Annotated in this window: 19 protein-coding genes and 1 pseudogene; 6 read left to right on the forward strand and 14 right to left on the reverse strand. The window is 39.1% G+C overall.

Annotation, left to right across the window (positions count from 1 at the left end):
- The first annotated feature begins 453 nt into the window (after positions 1-453).
- Positions 454-1,080, forward strand: a complete 627-nt coding sequence (locus tag F886_RS00005; RefSeq protein ID WP_005299003.1) for a glutathione S-transferase family protein — start codon at positions 454-456, stop codon at positions 1,078-1,080.
- A gap of 14 nt (positions 1,081-1,094) precedes the next feature.
- Here F886_RS00005 and F886_RS00010 read toward each other — a convergent pair whose 3' ends face one another.
- The 5 genes from F886_RS00010 to F886_RS00030 form a co-directional block, all read right to left on the reverse strand.
- Positions 1,095-1,874: a Rossmann-like and DUF2520 domain-containing protein gene (locus F886_RS00010; RefSeq protein ID WP_005299006.1), complete on the reverse strand. Its 780-nt coding sequence runs from the start codon at positions 1,872-1,874 to the stop codon at positions 1,095-1,097.
- A 93-nt stretch (positions 1,875-1,967) separates the two neighbouring features.
- A complete protein-coding gene (locus tag F886_RS00015; RefSeq protein WP_005299008.1) occupies positions 1,968-3,389 on the reverse strand; it encodes an OmpA family protein in 1,422 nt (473 codons plus the stop codon).
- Positions 3,390-3,602: 213 nt separating this feature from the next.
- Positions 3,603-4,838, reverse strand: coding sequence for a dihydroorotase (locus F886_RS00020; protein WP_005299011.1), 1,236 nt, complete (start codon positions 4,836-4,838; stop codon positions 3,603-3,605).
- A gap of 12 nt (positions 4,839-4,850) precedes the next feature.
- A complete protein-coding gene (locus F886_RS00025; protein ID WP_003652674.1) occupies positions 4,851-5,867 on the reverse strand; it encodes an aspartate carbamoyltransferase catalytic subunit in 1,017 nt (338 codons plus the stop codon).
- Between the two features lie 122 nt (positions 5,868-5,989).
- Entirely contained in the window at positions 5,990-6,334 is a 345-nt protein-coding gene (locus F886_RS00030; RefSeq protein WP_005299015.1) for a hypothetical protein, read from the reverse strand.
- Positions 6,335-6,573: 239 nt separating this feature from the next.
- On the opposite strand from F886_RS00030, the gene rlmKL reads away from it, so the two are divergent.
- A complete protein-coding gene (rlmKL, locus tag F886_RS00035; protein ID WP_034590538.1) occupies positions 6,574-8,784 on the forward strand; it encodes a bifunctional 23S rRNA (guanine(2069)-N(7))-methyltransferase RlmK/23S rRNA (guanine(2445)-N(2))-methyltransferase RlmL in 2,211 nt (736 codons plus the stop codon).
- A gap of 18 nt (positions 8,785-8,802) precedes the next feature.
- On the opposite strand, the gene F886_RS00040 is transcribed toward rlmKL, so the two are convergent.
- A complete protein-coding gene (locus tag F886_RS00040) occupies positions 8,803-9,219 on the reverse strand; it encodes a hypothetical protein (RefSeq protein ID WP_005299023.1) in 417 nt (138 codons plus the stop codon).
- A 269-nt stretch (positions 9,220-9,488) separates the two neighbouring features.
- Between F886_RS00040 and F886_RS00045 the strand changes: the two genes are divergently transcribed.
- Positions 9,489-9,968 carry a CinA family protein gene (locus F886_RS00045; protein ID WP_005299026.1) on the forward strand — a complete coding sequence of 160 codons (480 nt, stop codon included), beginning with the start codon at positions 9,489-9,491 and terminating at the stop codon, positions 9,966-9,968.
- A 65-nt stretch (positions 9,969-10,033) separates the two neighbouring features.
- Here the strand turns inward: F886_RS00045 and clpB are convergent, their stop codons facing one another.
- The gene (gene clpB, locus F886_RS00050) at positions 10,034-12,613 is read right to left on the reverse strand and encodes an ATP-dependent chaperone ClpB (protein WP_005299028.1); all 2,580 of its coding nucleotides are present in this window, start codon (positions 12,611-12,613) and stop codon (positions 10,034-10,036) included.
- A gap of 300 nt (positions 12,614-12,913) precedes the next feature.
- Here clpB and F886_RS00055 point away from each other — a divergent pair, with 300 nt between their 5' ends.
- Positions 12,914-13,723, forward strand: coding sequence for a peptidoglycan DD-metalloendopeptidase family protein (locus tag F886_RS00055; RefSeq protein WP_005299031.1), 810 nt, complete (start codon positions 12,914-12,916; stop codon positions 13,721-13,723).
- Here the strand turns inward: F886_RS00055 and F886_RS00060 are convergent.
- The 3 genes and pseudogenes from F886_RS00060 to F886_RS20475 all read right to left on the reverse strand — a co-directional run.
- Entirely contained in the window at positions 13,720-14,145 is a 426-nt protein-coding gene (locus tag F886_RS00060) for a GNAT family N-acetyltransferase (RefSeq protein ID WP_005299034.1), read from the reverse strand. The two genes, F886_RS00055 and F886_RS00060, sit on opposite strands and share 4 nt — an antisense overlap.
- Before the next feature lie 94 nt (positions 14,146-14,239).
- Positions 14,240-14,662, reverse strand: a complete 423-nt coding sequence (locus tag F886_RS00065; RefSeq protein ID WP_005299036.1) for an OsmC family protein — start codon at positions 14,660-14,662, stop codon at positions 14,240-14,242.
- A gap of 135 nt (positions 14,663-14,797) precedes the next feature.
- Positions 14,798-14,860 (reverse strand): annotated as a pseudogene (locus tag F886_RS20475) (hypothetical protein); the annotation flags it as partial.
- 242 nt (positions 14,861-15,102) lie between these two features.
- Between F886_RS20475 and crp the strand changes: the two are divergent.
- On the forward strand, positions 15,103-15,810 hold the full coding sequence (gene crp / locus F886_RS00070; RefSeq protein WP_004793675.1) for a cAMP-activated global transcriptional regulator CRP: 708 nt from the start codon (positions 15,103-15,105) through the stop codon (positions 15,808-15,810).
- A gap of 159 nt (positions 15,811-15,969) precedes the next feature.
- Positions 15,970-17,019, forward strand: a complete 1,050-nt coding sequence (locus tag F886_RS00075; RefSeq protein ID WP_005299040.1) for an NADP(H)-dependent aldo-keto reductase — start codon at positions 15,970-15,972, stop codon at positions 17,017-17,019.
- Between the two features lie 56 nt (positions 17,020-17,075).
- Here the strand turns inward: F886_RS00075 and F886_RS00080 are convergent, their stop codons facing one another.
- The 4 genes from F886_RS00080 to F886_RS00095 form a co-directional block, all read right to left on the reverse strand.
- The gene (locus tag F886_RS00080) at positions 17,076-17,858 is read right to left on the reverse strand and encodes a M48 family metallopeptidase (protein WP_005299044.1); all 783 of its coding nucleotides are present in this window, start codon (positions 17,856-17,858) and stop codon (positions 17,076-17,078) included.
- Between the two features lie 115 nt (positions 17,859-17,973).
- Positions 17,974-18,291, reverse strand: coding sequence for a hypothetical protein (locus F886_RS00085; protein ID WP_005299047.1), 318 nt, complete (start codon positions 18,289-18,291; stop codon positions 17,974-17,976).
- 119 nt (positions 18,292-18,410) lie between these two features.
- The gene (locus F886_RS00090) at positions 18,411-19,730 is read right to left on the reverse strand and encodes an adenylosuccinate synthase (protein WP_005299051.1); all 1,320 of its coding nucleotides are present in this window, start codon (positions 19,728-19,730) and stop codon (positions 18,411-18,413) included.
- Between the two features lie 63 nt (positions 19,731-19,793).
- The gene (locus F886_RS00095; protein ID WP_003652693.1) at positions 19,794-20,960 is read right to left on the reverse strand and encodes an ATP phosphoribosyltransferase regulatory subunit; all 1,167 of its coding nucleotides are present in this window, start codon (positions 20,958-20,960) and stop codon (positions 19,794-19,796) included.
- Positions 20,961-21,072: the final 112 nt, after the last annotated feature.

Raw genomic sequence — 21,072 nt, forward strand, 5'->3', positions numbered from 1 at the left:
TTCTTCTAAAGAATTAATATCACAACTTGATTTTAAGTTTAGTTAAACCCCACACAAGCTCTCTAGTCTAATGATTTTCAATACCTTTTTAAATACATACTTAATATATTTTTTCATAGTGTATTTGACAAATATTTTTTATAAAAAAGATATTAATATAGTTTCAGTTTTTTACTATGTATTCAATATACATAATTTAATTTTCTAAAATTCATATCCGAACTCACTCATTTAAAGAGTAAACTTTCAGTTAACTCAAGACAACTGTTCTTCAATTAGTGAAAAAATATAATTTAACGTATCAATCAAAAATAGAACTTTTAAGATTAGTTTTTTTACTAATAATGAAGATAAATCGTAACACACTACCCAGTTAATAATTGCCAATCGAGCCAAATCTAGCTATTTATAGAAACTGGTACTTGCCATACTAAAAATTGCTAAGGAAAACACATGTTAAAAATTTTAGGGCGCGATAACTCCATTAATGTTCGCAAAGTCTTATGGCTGTGTGAAGAGTTAAATCTTGAATATGAAAGAGAAGATTGGGGTCGAGGCTTTCGCTCAGCACAATCACCTGAATATTTACAATTAAACCCCAACGGTCAAATTCCTGTTGTTTTAGATGGCGATTTAGTCCTTTGGCAGTCCAACAGTATTATCCGTTATCTAGCAAATGCTTACGATAAAGAGCATCAGCTTTACCCTTCTCAAGCGAAAGAAAGATTCTTTGTCGACCAGTGGATTGATTGGCAAGCGATCGAGCTGAATAACAGCTGGACTTATACGATTATGTCTCTCTTGAGACACTCACCAGATCATCAAGATCCAAACTTATTACAACAAGGGATTAATGACTGGAATCATCATATGCAGATTCTTGATCAACAACTTGCAAAAACTCAGGCCTACGTTGCAGGTACTGAGTTTACCCTAGCAGACATTCCAATTGGCTTGTCTGTACAGCGCTGGAAGGCCACTCCTTTTGACCATCCAACGCTTAAGCATGTCGACCAATATTTTGAACGTTTAAATCAACGCGCTGGCTTCTTAAAATGGGGCAATAACGGCGAACCTTAATTTTTAAATAAGCTTTAAGCCGAGTGATGGCGTTTCACGATGCCATCACTTAAAAGTTGATAAACCTGTTTTAAATCATCTTGATTTGCTTGAGCCAATAAGTCTTGATGCATTGCCAAGATATTCTGATCTCCCCTTACCGCAGGCCCAGTTTGCATTTGTTTCGGATCATTTTCAGTCGCTTTTTTAGCTGTTTCCATAATTAAAGGATAGAGCAAGCTAAAGTCCACCAGCTCTTTATCTACAACCTGTTTTGCCATATCAAAACAGTAATTACTAAAGTTACAAGCGAATACAGCCGCTAAGTGTAAAGTTAAACGTTGTTTTGAGGTGTATTGATATACTCGATTGCTTAGGCCATTTGCTAAATCTGAAAGTAGTTTCTGGTCGACATCTGTTATTGCTTCAACAAATAATGGCGTTGAAGTCCAATCAACATCTCTTTCTAAGCTAAATGTTTGTAATGGGTAAAACACCCCTGCTTTTTCATGTACATGACGGATGACTTCAATATCAGTACTCCCCGAAGTATGGACAATAAGTGTGTCAGGAAAGAATTCATGAACTTGTTTTACAAGCTCTGCAATTGCACTATCTGAAACCGCTAAAATGATAAGATCAGTCGGTTGAAATTCGCGAAGAGTTTGGCATGCTTTTGCTTGAATTTTTTCTGCAAATTTTTGGGTTTTATCAAAATCACGCGCATAGACTTGCACGATGTTATGACCTTCGCCCAATAAAGCCTTTGCCAAATGAAAGGCAACTCGCCCACTTCCCACCAAACTGATTTTCATATCAATCCAACATTATTTGTCTCAACAAAAAAGCTTCTCAAAATGAGAAGCTTTTTTCAAATTAAAATAACTAATTTTTCATAAATCAATCGATTATTGGGCTACTGAAAACTCAATACGACGGTTTTTAAAGCGACCTTCTTCTGTCGTGTTTTCTGCAACTGGCTGATCAGAACCATGACCTTCTGCAACTAATTTAGAAGCATCCACACCTTTAGATTTTAAATAATCTACCACTGCTTGAGCACGGCGTTGAGACAAAGCTTTATTTGCAGCAGCGTTACCTGTTGAGTCGGTATGACCACCAACATTTAATTTCACTCCAGACACTTTATTTAAAAGTGTTACAGCTTGATCAAGAATAGCTTTGTTATCCGCAGGGATTTCACTTGAACCACTCGCAAAATTAATAATTTGCAAGTTAAGGGCTTTCACCAAAGCATTTACATCGACATTGTTCGGGTCAATTGCTGTTAGAGCAGTTTGTGATGCACTCAAGCTATTGCTCACAGATTGTTCAGCTGTTACTGGTGCTGCGGCTACAACCTCAGTATGTGGCACCAATGCTTTTACTTTTGCAGTTAAAGCTTCTAATGCTGCCGCATCACCAGCTTTCAAAGTAATTTTATCACCCACCCATTCTAAAGATGCATTTGGCACACCTTTTAATGCGCCAAGCACACCAGCAAGTGCATCTTTGTCTGTAAATGAAGCCGCATAAGTTTGGCTTGTATCTACATTACAATCTTGAGTTGTCGAAAAAACCTTTTTAACGTTTGTTTGTAGCGTTGCCAAGAAGCCTTGGTCGCCAATCCCAACCTGACACTGACTCACTGCCCCTTTATCATCTGTACTTAAAGTTAAACTAGCTGGTGCAGCAGCGGCTTCAACACCACTTGCAGCTGATGGTTCTGGTGCTGGTACAGCTTCTTTATGCTGACAAGAACGCCATAACCACGCAATGATAAGACCCAGAATAATTAGAGCGATAATGGGCAAAAACCCACGAGACTTACCTGTTTTTTCGCTGGCTGCGGCTAATGGTGGAGCTGTTGAAGTTGAATGTGTAACCGAAGATAGACCTGCACCAACACCTAGAGGTGCTAATAGACCCACTGCCCATGCAGGTAAATATGAACGAATAGTATCTGCATGCTGGCGCAAGTAATTCACAATACTTTGCTGGTCATTTCCGGCAACATCTGAAATTGCATTAAGGCTGGGTTTAATCGCGCTGTTGAGTGTACTTTCAATTTCATTATTTGGTGCTGTACCACTTAAATGGGTAAGTACAGTATTTTTGATTTGGTCATTATGAGAAAAAAGGTCTGATAAGGAAGGAGCCAAACTGTTTTTCAATTGTCCGATAAGATCAGGTTTAGCAGCTAATAATGAAAGTAAAATTGGATAAAACTTAGATAAAGCATTCGATTTTTCGCCTAGGTATCCATCCTGTTCATTTAATAATATTGAAGATACTTTTTCTTTAAGCAATTCTATAGGGTTTATCGACATTGGTTATTCTCCCGAATCTTATACGTCGTAACCAGCAATTTTTGATTATTCAAATACTTCTCTTTGCTGATAGTTTTTTATTCTAATCTTCCTTCAATCTTTTGTTGTTTTTTATATAATTTATATACAATTTTCCATCTAGTATTTACAAAACAGGTAGATCATATTGATCTACCTGTTTATATTTTAAATTTACTTTAACTAAGCACTTTATCAGTTAACAAAAGTTTGAAGTACTTTACCCGTCAAGGTTTGACCCAACAATGGAGTATTTTTTCCTTGCGATAAAATAGTGTCTTTGCTTACTGTCCAGCTTAAAGCAGGATCTACCAATACCCATCCAGCTTCATCTTCCCAACGCGAGGTCATATTCGCAACCTGTGCTGGAACACTAGTAACTTTAGCAACCCATTCAAGAGGTTCAAATAAACCCTCATTAATGAGTTGAACGCCTAAAGATACATAAGTATCAAAAGCGGTAATACCCGGCTGAGTTTCAGCAAATGGCGCCATTTTTGCCGAACTGCTTAAAGGTTCATGGTGCGTACAAATTGCATCAATTACGCCTTCTTTTAATCCTTGACGTAAAAGTTCTTTATCTTGCTCAGAACGCAATGGCGGGCGAACGTGTGCAAGTGAATTGAAACCATCGATTAAGTGTTCAGTTAAATGTAACTGATGCATTGCAACGTCAGCAGTCACAGGCAAGCCTTTTGCTTTTGCCGCACGAATTAACTCAACCGATGCACCACAAGATAACAAACCAAAGTGAGCTTTTACGCCAGTTGCTTCAATCATAAGCAAATATTTTGCAATCGCTACAGTTTCAGCAAGCGCCGGAATCATTGGCAGACCTTGGCGAGAAGCAATAAAGCCTTCGTGTGTACATCCATCTTTAGCAATTTGTGGTTCTTCGGCATAGAACACAACCGTTAAACCAAGACCCGCTGCATATTCCAAAGTACGAATAACCACATCATCATTTTCAAAAGCAGCGTTAGCATTTGAAACAGCAGTACAACCACCCTTTTTAAGACCGGCCATATTTGCAGGTTGTTTACCATTTAGACCTTGGGTTTGAGCACCGATAATATGCATATGAATGCCGCCATCAAGCCATGCCTTTTCAATCAAGCCATGAATAAGCGCACCATTGTCTTGCACAATCGGTTTTGAGTCTGGTGGAGTAATCACATGCAAAATACCATTAGCACGTGCTGCTTTACCTTCAGATTTAAGTGTACCGTGTTGCTGTTGACCAGGTTCACGCAAACGCGCGCACAAATCAACCATGGTTGGCATTAACCATTTGCCTTGACCATCGATGGTTTGTTCAACTTGCTCTACTGGAGCAACCAACTTGCCATTTTGAATATATACAGTTTGTACGTTGTCTGTTTTTTGGATTGGGTCTAACACACGTACATTTTCAATTTTTACAATACTCATGTGATCCATTCCTTACAACGTAATCGCTTCAATTAAACCTTGCTCTTGGAGTTGGCCTTGCATTGACAGTGCCAACACAGCCATACGAACAGCAATACCGTTGGTTACTTGTTTCAAAATAACCGACTGGTCTCCATCTGCAACACTTGAGTCAATTTCCACACCACGATTCATTGGTCCCGGGTGCATCACGATACAGTCCGGTTTAGCTAAACCAAGACGCTCTTTGTTTAATCCATACATTCTGTAGAATTCAGACTGTGAAGATAATGCCGGAGAGTCAATACGTTCATTTTGAATACGTAGAGCAATAATCACATCACAATCTGCGATTCCAGCATCCATATTATTGAACAAGCGAACGTGTTCGCCATATTCTGAAAAACCCACTGGCAATAATGTATTCGGTGCAATCACGCGAATATCTTTACATCCAAGAGTTTGTAATGCAGCCACATCCGAACGTGCTACGCGAGAGTGTTTAATGTCTCCAATAATGGCAACACTCAACTCTTCAAAAGGTTTTTTTGTTTCACGGCGAATTGTAAGCATATCAAGCATCGCTTGCGTTGGATGAGCATGACGTCCATCTCCAGCATTAATAATCGCGACCTTTGGACATACATCTTTAGCAATGAAATGTGCAGCGCCAGAAGATGAATGGCGGACAACAAAAATATCGGCAGCCATTGCTTCAAGGTTCCAAAGCGTATCTCGTAGCGTTTCACCTTTTGATGTACTTGAACGTGCAATATCAATATTCAATACATTGGCAGACAAGCGTTTTGCTGCTGCTTCAAAAGTAGTACGGGTGCGGGTGGAGTTTTCAAAGAAAAGATTCATAACCGTCAATCCTTCTAAGAGCGGACGGTTAATTAAATTATTATTATCATCTAAAAAGCTTTGTGCGGTATCTAAAATCTTCGTGAGGTTTTCTTTTGAAAGTCCCTCAATTGTTAAAAAATGTTTTAAATTTCCGTCCTGATTGAGCTGAACCTGGCTCGGCTGATGCAACGCTGCAATATGCATAATGGATTCCTATGGGTCGAATCGCGAAAACGTGCATAGTGTAGCTGAATTCCGCTCTTTTCGCAGAAGAACTTTACAGAATAAGACCCTAAATTGACCAAAATTTAAGGTCTTATTCGAGATTACCTTAAAGCACCAATATAATGATGTGGAACTTGTGCCCGATAAATGTCTTCGGCTGTTATTTCTGGCTCTTCATCGACCTTAGCAACAGCGAGCGTTTCTTTTTGAGAAGGTTCTGGCAATGTGTCAACTAACGCTCTTAATCGCTCAACACATCGTTTTAATTCATCATCCTCTGTTTCTAACGCCACCGTAATTACATATTTTGCATAATCTTTATTTTGAATTACATACATTGCATCGATTACCCGCCCAGTTACCCGACGCATACGTACATATATTTGTGTAGCCACTGAGAAAGCATCCGCATTAGTAATAAAACCATTCCCCATCATGTCTTTCATTTATAACGTCCCCATCCATTAAAATTATAAAAATGGTTAAAAATCGACTTTGTCTGTTAAATAAATAACCATCAATTATCTTGGTCTAGCAAAATACATACCAATTACAAGGTATTACTCTTTAAAAATCAGATTATTGGTTGCTAAATGAAAGGTTGCAATAATTTAAAAACCTTTAGACATCAAAATAAGTTAAACTTTGCATCGTTAATATTTATATGTTTTGGTCAATCGAGTTTATGAATACCTCTTTACGTTTAAACCACTATTGGATTACTTGTGCTGATGGTTTAGAACCCCTCTTACAAGAAGAAATAGAACAACTTGGCACCAAAGTGACAGAACGTAAAGCAGGACGTTTAATCATTGAAGGAACGCTTGAACAAGCTTACCGCATCTGTATGTGGTCGCGTCTCGCGTCTCGTGTTTTACTTCCTATTCATACTTATGAACTTGATTTTACGCACGATGCACGTGATGTCGCAGAAGAACTCTACGAAGGTGCAATGAGCTTTGACTGGTCACTTGTTTTTGCACCACAAAGTACCTTTGCAATTCGCTTGCATGCCGAACGTGAAATCATGGTCAATTCGCAATTTGCTACTCTGCGTGTAAAAGATGGTGTCGTTGATTCCTTTATGGAAGCTGTAGGTCGTCGTCCCAGCATTGACACTAAACAACCAGAAATTACGATCTATGCTTTGGCAGGTAAAACTGAACATACCTACTGTCTAGATTTATCAGGTGACTCACTCCATAAGCGTGGTTACCGCCGTTACATGACAGATGCACCAATTAAAGAAAACCTTGCTGCGGCAATTTTACAAAAAGCTCAGCTTAAACAGCGTAATCCAGAGATTGTACTTGACCCAATGTGTGGCTCAGGCACATTCATCATTGAAGCATTAATGATTTTAACTGACCGTGCACCGGGACTTGTTCGCCGTTTTGGATTTAATGGCTGGCATGGTCATGACCGTGAACTTTGGCTTTCACTTAAAGCAGAAGCAGCAGAACGTCACGAAAAAGCACTTCAATTACCTTTACCTAAATTTTATGCCTACGATGCAGATTGGGAAGCAATTAAAGCAACCCGTGAAAATATTATTGCGGCAGGCTTTGAAAATTTATTAGGTCAGATTCAAATCGAAGAGCGTACTTTAGCTGACTGGCCAGATTTTGCTGCTGAAGGCAAAACTGCATTTATTGTGACTAACCCGCCTTATGGTGAACGTTTAGGTGAAAAAGCTTCAAACCGTTCTCTATACTTAGGTTTATCAGCGCTTTTACAAAAGCATTTCCCAAATCAATATGCAGCAGTTATTGCAGCTCAAATTGAACAATCTGATGTTTTGGCATTTGAAGCGCCTGAAACCTTACGCTTAATGAATGGTAAATTACCAATTTATATTCGTTTCGGTGCAATCAAACCTGAAAAAGTAACTCAACCATTTTTAGCAACTTGGCAAGCTCAACCTATTGAAATGGAAGAAGCCCAAGACTTCGCTAATCGTTTGCAAAAAAATATGACTGCTTTGAAAAAATGGGCAACGAAAGAAAATGTTTATTGCTTACGTTTGTATGATGCAGACTTACCTGACTTTAATGTCGCTGTTGACTTATATGGTGACCGTTTACACGTTCAGGAATACGCACCACCAAAAACAATCGATCCAGAAAAAGCTAAAAAACGTTTTAATTTAGCGCTTGCCGCAATTCGTGCTGTTACTGGCTTAAACCGTGATGCTATCTTTATTAAGACACGTGCACGCCAAACTGGTACAACTCAATATACGAAGCAAAGTACAGCTTCAAAACGCTTTATCGTTCAAGAAGGTAAAGCTAAAATTTTAGTTAACCTGACTGATTACCTCGACACAGGTTTATTCCTTGACCACCGTCAAATGCGTTTACGTATTGCTCAAGAAGCACGTGGTAAACACTTCTTGAACTTATATAGCTATACATCTACTGCAAGCTTACATGCTGCTCTTGGCGGTGCTGCAAGTACAACAAGTGTGGATTTATCTAACACTTACCTAAACTGGTCAAAAGAAAACTTCGTTTTAAATGGCTTAACTGTAGATCATGCAGATGAACAACACATGTTCTTTGCCAGCGACTGTTTTGAGTGGTTAAAAGAAGGTCATGAACAATATGATCTTATTTTTATTGACCCACCGACATTCTCAAACTCGAAAAAATTCTATGGTACATTCGATGTACAACGTGACCACATCTCACTTATTAAACGCGCAATGAACCGTTTACACAGTGAAGGTACGCTTTACTTCTCGAATAACTATCGTGGTTTTGAAATGGACGAAGAGATCGAAGCTATTTTTCAGGTTGAAGAAATCACTTCTGAAACCATCGGCCTTGATTTTAAACGTAATCAAAAAATCCACCGTGCATGGAAAATTCAGCACCCTGGTTTAGATCAGTATTAATGAGACTAGAGGTTATTATTACTTCACGGTAATAATAACCTCACCATGAACATTTTTTGACTCAAAATCATATTTAGTAAAACGATCTGCTCTTTCTGGTAACGCAATCATTTCTAACTTCTTCTTTTCTTTACTATCAACAACATGATTCTGTTTTTGTTCTTGATACGGAGAAAGTACGCTAGTTCTAAGCGCATCCCATCGAACTTGCTGTAAATAGTTATCTCCTAACGCCTGCTGTACTTGTTGTTGTTCTATCACAGGTTTTTTAGCATCATTCTGAGCTTTGGCAATAATCACTGGTAAAGATGCTGTTATCGCACCTGTTTGAGTGGCAAGTGCACTTTCCGACATTGGTTGTGCTGCCCATGTGTTTGATAATAATACAGATACACCGCTCAAAAATCCCAGCATATACCCTTGCTTATTGTTCATTTCATTCATCCTAAAATTGTTATTGTTCGTTATATCGAACAAAATTAACAATTTTTTACGCTTGTCGCAATGTTATAAATAAACTTCCCGACAATTAACATTGATCATTTTAAAACCGGATTTTTTTCACAGGCATTTTGTGAATATTCAAGCAGTTTTATAGATTTTTATCCCAGACTTGAATGACACCCTTAAATCACTTACTGTAATTTTATAATTTATCTGTAAATCGATTTTATTTATAAATAAACACCATTCGAGGTGAAATAATGCTTCAGCACTGCTGCCAACTATTAGAAAATCTTCAACTCAAAATTGCCTTTATTGAAAGTGCCAGTTCCGGTTATTTAACCAGTCAATTTTCTATTCATAAAAATAGCGGTGCAGACATTTTACTCGGTGGTTTAGTGAGTTATGACCCCAGCATTAAAATTAGTATTTTAAATATTAATCCCAAGTTAATAGAGACTTACACAGCTGAGTCACCACAAGTTACAGAGGAAATGTGCAGGTTGGGACAAACGTTATTTCAACAAGCTGATATTATTGTAAGTTGTACTGGGCTATTAAAATCTGGGGGAAGTGAAACCTCAGAAAAACCTGTAGGTACCTTTTTTATCTGCATTTCTTATCAAGAACGTATTTATCATTACCATTATTTTTTATCTGGCCATCCCGAACAAAAGTTAAAGACATTAACTCAGAAAGTTTCAGACACCTTAATTGCTTTACTCACATCAAAAACATAAATAACCTCACCATAAAAAAAGAGAATATGTTTCCATATTCTCTTTTCGGTTTTAGCAGAACAAGATTAGCTGAGTTTCATTTTATCGAAGACTAAATGACCATTTTCACCTTTCACTAAAATGGTATCACCTGCGACAAAATCACCCGACAAGATTTTTTGTGCCAATGTGTTTTCAATCTGTTGTTGAATCGCACGTTTTAATGGACGCGCGCCATAAACAGGATCGAAACCAGCATCAATCAATAAATCAAAAGCAGTGTCATCTACAGTTAAACTCATATCACGATCAACCAGACGTGAACGTAATCGATCCAACTGAATATCGGCAATGCCTCGAATCTGTGCTTTTTTGAGTGAATGGAAAATCACAAGTTCATCAATCCGGTTAATAAATTCCGGACGGAAATGCTGACTTACCGCATTCATTACAATGGTACGCACTTCATCGTCTGTTGCACCCTCACCTAGCTCACGTACATCTTGTGAACCTAAGTTCGAGGTCATCACAATTACAGTGTTTTTAAAGTCTACTACTCGACCTTGTGAGTCTGTTAAGCGACCGTCATCCAACACTTGTAGCAAGATATTGAATACATCTGGATGCGCTTTTTCAACCTCATCAAACAACACCACACTATATGGTTTACGGCGAACAGCTTCAGTTAAAACACCACCTTCTTCATAACCCACATATCCTGGAGGCGCACCAACTAAACGGCTAACCGAATGTTTTTCCATGAATTCACTCATGTCGATACGAATCATGGCATCATCGCTGTCAAACAAGAAATTAGCCAATGCTTTGGTTAATTCTGTTTTACCGACACCTGTTGGGCCCAAGAACAAGAATGATCCGCTAGGACGATTCGGGTCAGATAAGCCAGCACGTGAACGACGTACGGCATTCGAAACGGCTACAACAGCTTCATCTTGACCTACAACACGGTCATGTAAAAACTCTTCCATATTAAGGAGTTTTTCACGCTCGCCTTGCATCATTTTAGTGACCGGAATTCCTGTTGCAGCACTCACAACCTCGGCAATTTCGTTTTCAGTCACTTTAGTACGAATGAGTTTTGGCTCTTCGTTTTCTTCAGCAACTTCATCTTGCTCCAGTTGTTTTTGTAACTCTGGAATTACACCATACTGTAAACGTGCTGCTTCAGCTAAATCACCTTCACGCTGGGCTTTCTCAAAAGCAATACGTGCTTTATCAAGTTCAACCTGAGCCTGTTTAGTACCCTCGACAAGAGTCTTCTCAGATTTCCAGATTTCTTCAAGATCGTTGTATTCTTTCTCGACTTCAGCAATCTGTTTTTCAAGATGATTAACTTCAGCTTTACTGCCGACATCTTCATCTTTTTTCACAGCTTCCAATTGCATTTTCAACTGGATTAAACGGCGATCAAGTTTATCAAGTGCTTCAGGTTTAGAGTCAATTTCCATCTTAATACGAGAAGCGGCTTCATCAATCAAGTCAATTGCTTTGTCTGGTAATTGACGATCTGTAATATAGCGATGAGACATTTTTGCCGCTGCAATAATCGCTGAGTCTAAAATTTGCACACCATGGTGAGTGGCATATTTCTCTTTTAGACCACGTAAAATCGCAATAGTATCTTCAACACTTGGTTCATCAACCAACACTTTTTGGAAACGACGCTCTAATGCAGCATCTTTTTCAATATATTGGCGGTATTCATCTAAAGTTGTTGCACCCACACAGCGCAATTCACCACGAGCCAATGCAGGTTTTAACATATTACCTGCATCCATTGCGCCATCGCCTTTACCTGCACCTACAAGCGTATGTAGCTCATCAATAAACAGGATGATTTCGCCTTCATGTTTTGCCAAATCTTTTAAAACAGCTTTTAGACGTTCTTCAAACTCACCACGATATTTAGCACCAGCAAGTAATGAACCTAAATCTAAAGATAAAACACGTTTGCTTTTTAAGCCTTCTGGTACTTCACCATTGACAATACGCTGAGCCAAACCTTCAACAATAGCGGTTTTACCTACACCTGGTTCACCAATAAGAACAGGGTTGTTTTTTGTACGACGTGATAAAACCTGAATAGTACGGCGGATTTCGTCATCACGCCCAATCACCGGATCAAGTTTTCCAGATAAGGCACGCTCAGTTAAATCAATCGTATATTTATTAAGTGAGTCACGTTGATCTTCGTGATTATTACTCATGACTTTGTCACTACCTCGAATATGTTCAATTACTTTACGTAGACTGTCGGGAGTTACACCTACGGCACTTAAAATATTTTTAGTTTCGCCTGTTTCTGCTAAGCCTAATAGCACCCAGTCAGTTGACAAAAATTCATCACCCGCTTTTTGTGCATATCTATCTGCAAGATTAAGCGCTTTAACAGCTTCAGGGTTTAAATTGACATCCCCAGTCGGATTCGCAATGGTCGGAGCATCTTTTATAGCTTGCTCAAGCTTTTGTTTAAGTTCAGGTAACCGTGCACCTGCTTGTTGCAACAAACTAATATTTGATGGCTCTTCTAATAGGGTAGACAAAATATGAATACCAGCGATCGCGGTATGGTCTTTACCCATCGCTAAAGATTGAGCATCTGAAAGGGCTTGCTGCAAGCGGTTTGTAAATTTTTCAAAACGCATTCTTGTTATTCCTCACAACAAATTTGTACTTGTCTAATAGATGGGAACATTTTTTCGGATTTCAAATAAATTTTTATATATTTTTCATAATGTTATTAAAATAACAATGAGTAAAACTCCATTATAATATGGGATTGTTTTGTATATATTTCAAGTATAGTTCAGCTACATTTTATTAAAATACTTGAATATTTAGCGTCATGCTTATTCATACTACGCTTTTCACAAACTCTTCATTGAGAATTTATTGATTAAGCTTTAGTTTATCTTGTTAGTTTACTACTCGTTTTGAAATGAAAAATGCACTTTAAACACATTCTATTAACAACAACTTGTCTTTTTACTTCAGCACTGGCAGTCGCCGAGCTTCCACAAGACTCAAGAAGACCCGGTGGCATCGCAGTTGTCCCATTAACCGCTGATATTACTCAGGTCACTTTTCAACAAAAGCCAGTTTTAATTAGTCACGAAGGTCAGCAGCGTTATGCTGTTGTGGGTATACCCTTATCTACCCCACTTGGCAATGTACAACTCGACACGAATAAAACCCCTATTCAAATAGAAATTAAGTCCTATCCTTATGCGGAGCAACGGATTAAAGTCACTAACCAAGATTATGTGAACCCGAACCAAAGCCAGTTAGACCGTTATGCTCAAGAAGCTAAAGAACAAAATGATGTGTATAGCTCATTTACGAAGAGTTCATGGCAAACCTTACCAGCATTTATACGCCCGACTTCAGGGAAGTTTTCTAACTCTTTTGGACGAAAGCGTTTTTTTAATGGTGAAGAGCGTGCTCCCCACTCAGGTTTAGATATCCCTGCGCCAATAGGACAAAAAGTTGTTGCACCCGCAGATGGTGTCGTTATCCAAACCGGATCTTATTTTTTTAATGGTCAAACCGTGTTGATTGATCATGGCCAAGGCCTAGTCAGCATGTTCTGCCATTTAAGCGCAATTAAAGTAGAGAAAGGCCAACATATCCACCAAGGAGAAACACTAGGTTTAGTGGGCAAAACTGGACGTGTGACAGGTCCTCACCTACATTGGGGCATGAGTCTTAATAATGCTCGGGTAGATCCTCAGCTTTTTCTAAATACAGCTCGTTAATTTAAAGCTTTACGAAAATACTTTGGTGCTTCGATATAGCCTTCTCTTAGGTAAAATTGATGTGCCAAAGGTCTTTGCACTCCAGAATGAAGTTCCATTCGATCACAACCACGGCGCTTGGCTTGTTGCTCAGCTTCTTGTACGAGTAACCGCCCTACACCTTTACTACGCATATTCTCATCAACGCACAGATAGCATATTTTGGCAAAGTCACCCTCTAAGGCAATTTGCGGAATAAAATAAAGAGATAAAAAACCACAAATCTTGCCCTTTTCTTCAGCAACCAAAATTTGTGAGTTAGCGTCATTATGCAGTATTTCAAATTTTTCTTGGATAAGAGTGAGTGGCTGTGGGTAGCCCATCTGTTTAAGTAAATCGCATATTGCTTGAGTATCTTCCCATTTAGCAGTACGAATATTCATTTCATCTCTCCTCTTATTTTTTAGTTATTTTTGACAATAAAAAAGCCAACTCTAATGTCAGCTTCTTTTAATTTTTAGCTATCAAAAAACTGTCTTATTCCGCTTCAATAATTTCAAAGTCATGGGTAATTTCTACACCACCATCGGAAAGCATTTTACTCGCTGAACAATATTTTTCGGCAGACAATTCAACCGCTTTTGCAACCTGTTTTTCTTTAACAGCTTTACCCGTTACCACAAAGTGTAAGTGGATTTTAGTAAAAACAGCCGGAATTGTGTCAGCACGCTCAGCTTTTAAATCACATACAACATTCGTCACATCTTGACGAGATTTCTTTAAAATGGTCACAATATCAAACGAAGCACACCCACCAAGTCCCATTAATAGCAATTCCATAGGACGTGGACCACGGTTTTCACCACCATACTCAGGTGAGCCATCCATAATGACACTATGCCCACTATCCGATTTCGCTTCAAAAGCAACATTCTCTAGCCAATGTACACTTGTTTGCATTGCAACTACCTAAAAAAAATTATAAATTTAAGCAGGGTCTGTTGACATTTCATCTATGGATTGCGTTAGAGCTAAAAATTAATCCAAATAAGACGCAAAACCCAGACAATGGCAATCCTTTGTCCAGTTTTGTTATATAGTTTGTGAAATTTCAGCCATAATCTGAGTTGCCATTTAAGCAGCGCAGGCACAGCGCAAGACCATGTTATTTTGTACGTTCCGTTGTTAAGATCTATTTATTTAGAATGGCTAAATTTCATAGCTCTTGCTTGGTAACGTCTAAAAGAATTTGTCTTATGTCGCAACCATCTGTGAAATGTCAACAGACCCTTGTTTTGTACACTAACATAAAATGAGTTGATAAGGAATTTCATCTCTTCTGTGTAATAGCTCATCTCGGGCTTGTGTGAATTGTTTACCCTATTCGGAACATATTAAGCATGACTTCAAATTTTTCACAACTCAGCACAGATGCTTTATCTCCGGGGCAACTACCTGAATCCGTTAAAGCATTGTTAAAACGTGCTCACATCAACAGATATCCAAAACGAACCACAATTGTTGATGCCGGAACAGAGTCAAAATCTTTATACTTAATTTTAAAAGGCTCAGTTTCAATTATTTTACGTGAAGATGACGAACGTGAAATTGTTGTTGCGTATTTGAATCCGGGCGACTTCTTTGGGGAAATGGGGCTTTTCGAACCGAACCCTCAACGTACAGCTGAAGTTCGTACTCGTGATGTCTGTGAAATTGCAGAAATTTCTTATGACAACTTCCACGAACTTAGCAAACAATATCCGGACTTAAGTTATGCTGTTTTTGCACAACTTGTTCGCCGTCTAAAAAATACAACTCGTAAAATGACAGATCTTGCATTTATTGATGTGTCTGGGCGTATTGCACGTTGTTTAATCGACTTATCTTCACAACCAGAAGCAATGATTTTGCCAAACGGTCGTCAAATTCGTATTACACGTCAAGAAATTGGCCGTATTGTGGGATGTTCACGTGAGATGGTTGGCCGTGTACTTAAGACATTAGAAGATCAAGGCATGATCCAGACAGATGGTAAAGCTATTCTTATTTTTGATGTTTCATTAGAAGAAGCACCTGTTTCTGATGAAGACTATGATGATGAAGAATAATATTTATTAAATTTTTAATAAAAAGCAAACTTCGGTTTGCTTTTTTTATATGCAACAATGAGTTAATACACAAAACTTACAAACTATTCTAATTTTATGATTTAAGTTGAATACATATTCTCCGTTAGGCTAACTCAAAATTTCCAAGGATTCCGCTGTATGCAATTTAACCCACTTAGTCGCACAGGCCTCAAACTTCCAGAAATTTGTTTAGGCACCATGACATTCGGTGAGCAAAACTCCCAACAAGAAGCATTTGAACAACTCAATTATGCTCTGGCACACGGTTTATATTTTTGGGATACGGCAGAGATGTATTCGGTTCCGCCAAAACCTGAAACCTATGGTGCAACTGAAACAATTATTGGCAATTGGTTTGCCCAAAATGGTCAACGTGACAAAGTCTTTCTTGCCTCTAAAATTGCAGGGCCAGGCTTTGGAGGAACACACATCAGAGAAGGCCATACGCGCTTCAACAGCGATCATATTGCTAAAGCCCTAGATAACTCCCTGAAACGTCTCCAAACCGACTATATCGACCTCTATCAACTGCATTGGCCTGAACGCCATACCAACTTTTTCGGTACGCTAGCTTATGGCAACCAGCAAGCACAAGATGATTACGACACCACCCCTCTAGAAGAAACATTACTTGCTCTACAAGAAGAGATTAACCGTGGGCGTATTCGCTATATTGGCTTATCGAATGAAACACCGTGGGGCACTATGAAATTTTTACATTTGGCTGAAAAGCTAGGTGTCAGTAAGTTTGTAAGTGTTCAAAACCCATATAGCCTTCTCAACCGTACTTATGAAATAGGTATGTCTGAAATTGCTAAATATGAAGATGTTGGTTTACTCGCTTACTCTCCTCTTGCGTTTGGCTACCTCTCTGGCAAGTTTAGAAATGGCGCTCGTCCCGCTAATGCTCGTGTCACATTATTTCCACGTTTTAGCCGCTATAGTAACCCTCAAAGTGAGTGGGCAACTGAACAATATGCACAGCTAGCTGAGAAACATGGGTTAAGCTTAACTCAAATGGCATTAGCATTTATCAAACAACAATTCTTTGTAACCAGCACAATTATTGGTGCCACTAATCTAGACCAACTTAAAGAAAATATTCAGGCATTTGAAATTGAACTGCCTGCTGAAGTCTTACAAGGCATTGAAGCCATTCATGTTCAACAGCCCAACCCAGCTCCTTAAATAAAAAAAACGGATGCTTAAGCATCCGTCTTCTTTATCTATAAAAAATTTATATCTTATTTACGGCTATTATAAATAGCCATTGCTGCAGGCAAGTTTTGACGCATATCGCTAATACGCTGAGAGTTAGAAGGGTGAGTAGACAAGAATGATGAACCACCGCCACCTTCAAGTTTATTCATTTTTTCCCAAAGTGTAATCGCTGCATTTGGATTATAACCTGCACGTGCCATTAGCATTAAGCCACCTTGGTCAGCACGACTTTCCAAGCTACGCGAATATGGTAAGCCTACACCGACTTGTGAACCTAACTGAGCCGCAGCCGACCCTAGTTGACCCACATTACCACCATTAATCTGACTTAAGCCAATATTTAATGCTAAATCAGTTAAAGCTTGAGCACCAATTTTACTTTTTGCATGCTCTTCTAAGGCGTGAGTCATTTCATGCCCCATAACAGCTGCAATTTCAGCATCTGTCAGGTTCAATTTATTTACAATGCCTGTATAGAACACCACTTTACCACCTGGTGCTACATAAGCATTAATGGTGTCTGATTTCAGTACTGCCAACTGCCAACTAAAAGGCTGACCAGTTTGGTTCATCTGGTTTGCATACGGTTTTAAACGGTTAAAAACAGCATTAATACGGTTATAGGTACTTGAACTTGTGTCCAGCGTTCCTTTGCCACGCGCTTCCTGCACCATTTTACTAAAACCTTGAGCAGACTGAGCATTTAAGGTTGCAGTATCTGCACCCGCCATGTCCGCTACTGTTGCACAGCCAGAAATGGTCATCACACTTGCCGCACACAAGCTTAAAAAGAGTTTTTTATTCATAACATGGATCACCTAAATCGAGAAAAAGCTGTTTATTCTTTTGCACTTATTATAAGAAATACCATTCACACTTTGAATGTCTCATTTCTTCATGATCATAGTATTTATGTAACGATCAAGCCGATAAAGTCATCAAATAAATCCAGAAAATTAGACATATTACATTTAAGCCAAGATAAACATAACTTAAAAACTTAACTTTCTCTTCAAGATTAGGGCTTTCTCTTTTCCAGAGTAAATAACTATTTTGTATGAGCACCACAGGAATTAACACACATGCGAACAATACTGACAGACTCATAAACGCGGTCATGAAGAAATCTTCATGATATTCTTGACCATAAATAACTAACATCGCCAGTGTCGGTGAACCACCAATAGCGAATAAAAAAGAATAAAAAATTGTTTTCGAAATAGTTGGTTGTAGCTTCATCCTGAGCCCATCATTCCTTATCTATCTAACGTTTTAATCTGAATCGAATAAAACGAAAACTGCACTTTAGTCGGGTATAAAAAAGCCCCCTTTTAGGAGGCCTTTTTAATCTTTGCTAATTAAGCAGAGAATGGATGACGTAAAACAATTGTTTCTGCACGGTCTGGACCAGTTGAAACGATATCAATCGGACATTCGATTAATTGTTCAATACGCTTCACATAAGCTAAAGCATTTGCTGGCAATTGTTCGATGCTGGTTAAACCAACAGTCGACTCGCTCCAACCAGGCATAGTTTCATAAATTGGTTTCAAACATTCAAAAGAAACCGCATCAGAAGAACCTACACAACCTGAATCTGTATTTTCATAGCCCACACAGATTTTCACTTCTTCTAAACCATCTAGAACGTCTAGTTTAGTTAAGCAAATACCAGAAAGTGAGTTTACATCTACAGAACGGCGAAGAATTTCAGCATCAAACCAACCACAACGACGTTGACGACCAGTAGAAGCACCAAATTCATGACCAACTGTACCAAGGTGTTTACCCACTGGGTCACCAGCATCAGCAGCTGCATCGTAAACCAATTCAGTTGGGAATGGACCAGCACCTACACGTGTTGTATAAGCTTTAGTAATACCTAATACATAATCAAGATGTAAAGGTCCCATACCTGAACCAGAGCTTACGCCACCAGCAGTTGTATTTGAGCTAGTCACATACGGATAAGTACCGTGGTCGATGTCTAAAAGTGAGCCTTGAGCGCCTTCAAACATTACAGGCTTACCTTCTTTGCGGTAGTCATGTAACACTTTAGTCACGTCAATCACTAATGGAGCAAGAACTTCACGCCATTGGTTGCAAAGAGCCAATACATCTTCAAATTTAACAGCTTCTACACCGTAGAACTGAGTCAATTGGAAGTTATGTAACTCAAGCATTTCAGACAGTTTTTCTTCTAATGCCGCGCCACCACGAACAAGGTCAGCAACACGCACTGCACGGCGAGCTACTTTATCTTCGTAAGCAGGACCAATACCACGACCTGTAGTACCGATTTTAGCATTACCACGTTTCTTTTCACGTGCCTGATCAAGTGCAATGTGGTTAGGCAAAATGAGTGGACAGTTTGGAGAAATACGTAGGCGTTCTTTAACAGGAACTCCTTCCGCTTCCAAAATTCCCATTTCTTCAATTAACGCGGCTGGTGAAAGTACCACACCATTACCAATTAAGCACAATACGTTTTCACGTAAAATGCCTGATGGAATGAGGTGCAATACAGTCTTTTTACCACCTACGACAAGAGTATGACCTGCGTTATGTCCGCCTTGATAACGTACTACCGCAGCCGCCTGATCTGTGAGCAGGTCGACGATTTTACCTTTACCTTCGTCGCCCCATTGGGTACCAAGTACCACAACATTTTTGCCCATAATAGCCTCATTACATCATGCTGTTAAAATTGGAAACCACCAGTAAAAACTTACCGTTGGCGTTTAGATCTTTTCAATATTCCATTGACCATTTTGCGCCACGAGTTGATGGGTCGCGTATGGAATAGAACTTAAATCATCATTACCTAACAATTGAACGACACGTAAACCTTGAGCGCGTGCATTCGAAATTGCTGAGAGTAAATCTTGTTCTGAGCCTTTTGGAGCAACAACAGTTTCTATTTCGGCGAACTGATTTGCACCTAAGGCATATAAATCGCAACTGAAGCCAGTAGCAGGACGTGCACGACCAAAGTGCTCACCAATACCATCGTAACGGCCACCCTGCGCTAACGGCGCAGCACGGTTCGGCGCATATACTGCATACATTAAGCCGGTGTGATAGTGATAACTACGTAGCTCTACAACATCAATACCGATATTGAGATTTGGCCAACGACCTTTAATTTGCTCAAGCGTCGTCTTGAGTGCATCTAATGCTGACTTAAATTCAGCATCTTGCAAAATATTGGCACTTAAATTCGTCTGCAATGCTTCTAGATCACTAGAATAACGACCAAGCGCATAGAAATCAGAACCCATGTTAAGGCTTTGAGTAAACTCTGCTAACTCTGGCAATGCTTTTCTTTGATAAAGATCAGACAGTTCATGTTCTTCATTTTTTGACAGGCCAGCATACTTCACTAGACTGCGGAACAAACCTACATGACCCAAATCTAAATGCGCGCCTTGTAATGTATAGATATTCTCAATCAGTCCTAACATGACATCGACCATTTCGACATCAGCTTCGATACTATCGTGGCCATATAACTCTGCACCTAATTGCAAAGGTGCACGTGTAGCATTGAAATTTTGTGGTTTAGTATGTAATACAGTCCCTGAATAACAGTAACGTGCAACACCTTCAACTGGCCTTACATGTGCATCAATACGTGCAACTTGCGGCGTCATATCAGCACGAACACCGAGTAAACGGCCTGAGAGCTGATCAATAACCTTAAAAGTTACTAAATCTAAGTCTTGATTTGATTCTGATAATGAAGACAACGATTCGATGTATTCGATAAATGGTGTATATACCAATTGATAACCTCGCACCGCGAGGAAATCTAAAGCTTCACGGCGAAGTTTTTCAATGACTTGTGCCTGTTCCGGCAATACATCTGCTACCCCGTCAGGCAGCAACCATGTCTCTGAAATGGTCATATTTCAAGCCTAAAATCTGATCAACGTGGAACGACCCCACATAAAAAAATCGGGAACACACCCGATTTCTCTTAGTGTAGCATGATACTTTCTGCCATGCACCTGACAATTT

Origin of the sequence: Acinetobacter sp. NIPH 542, from assembly GCF_000369825.1 — a bacterium.
GTDB lineage: Bacteria > Pseudomonadota > Gammaproteobacteria > Pseudomonadales > Moraxellaceae > Acinetobacter > Acinetobacter oleivorans.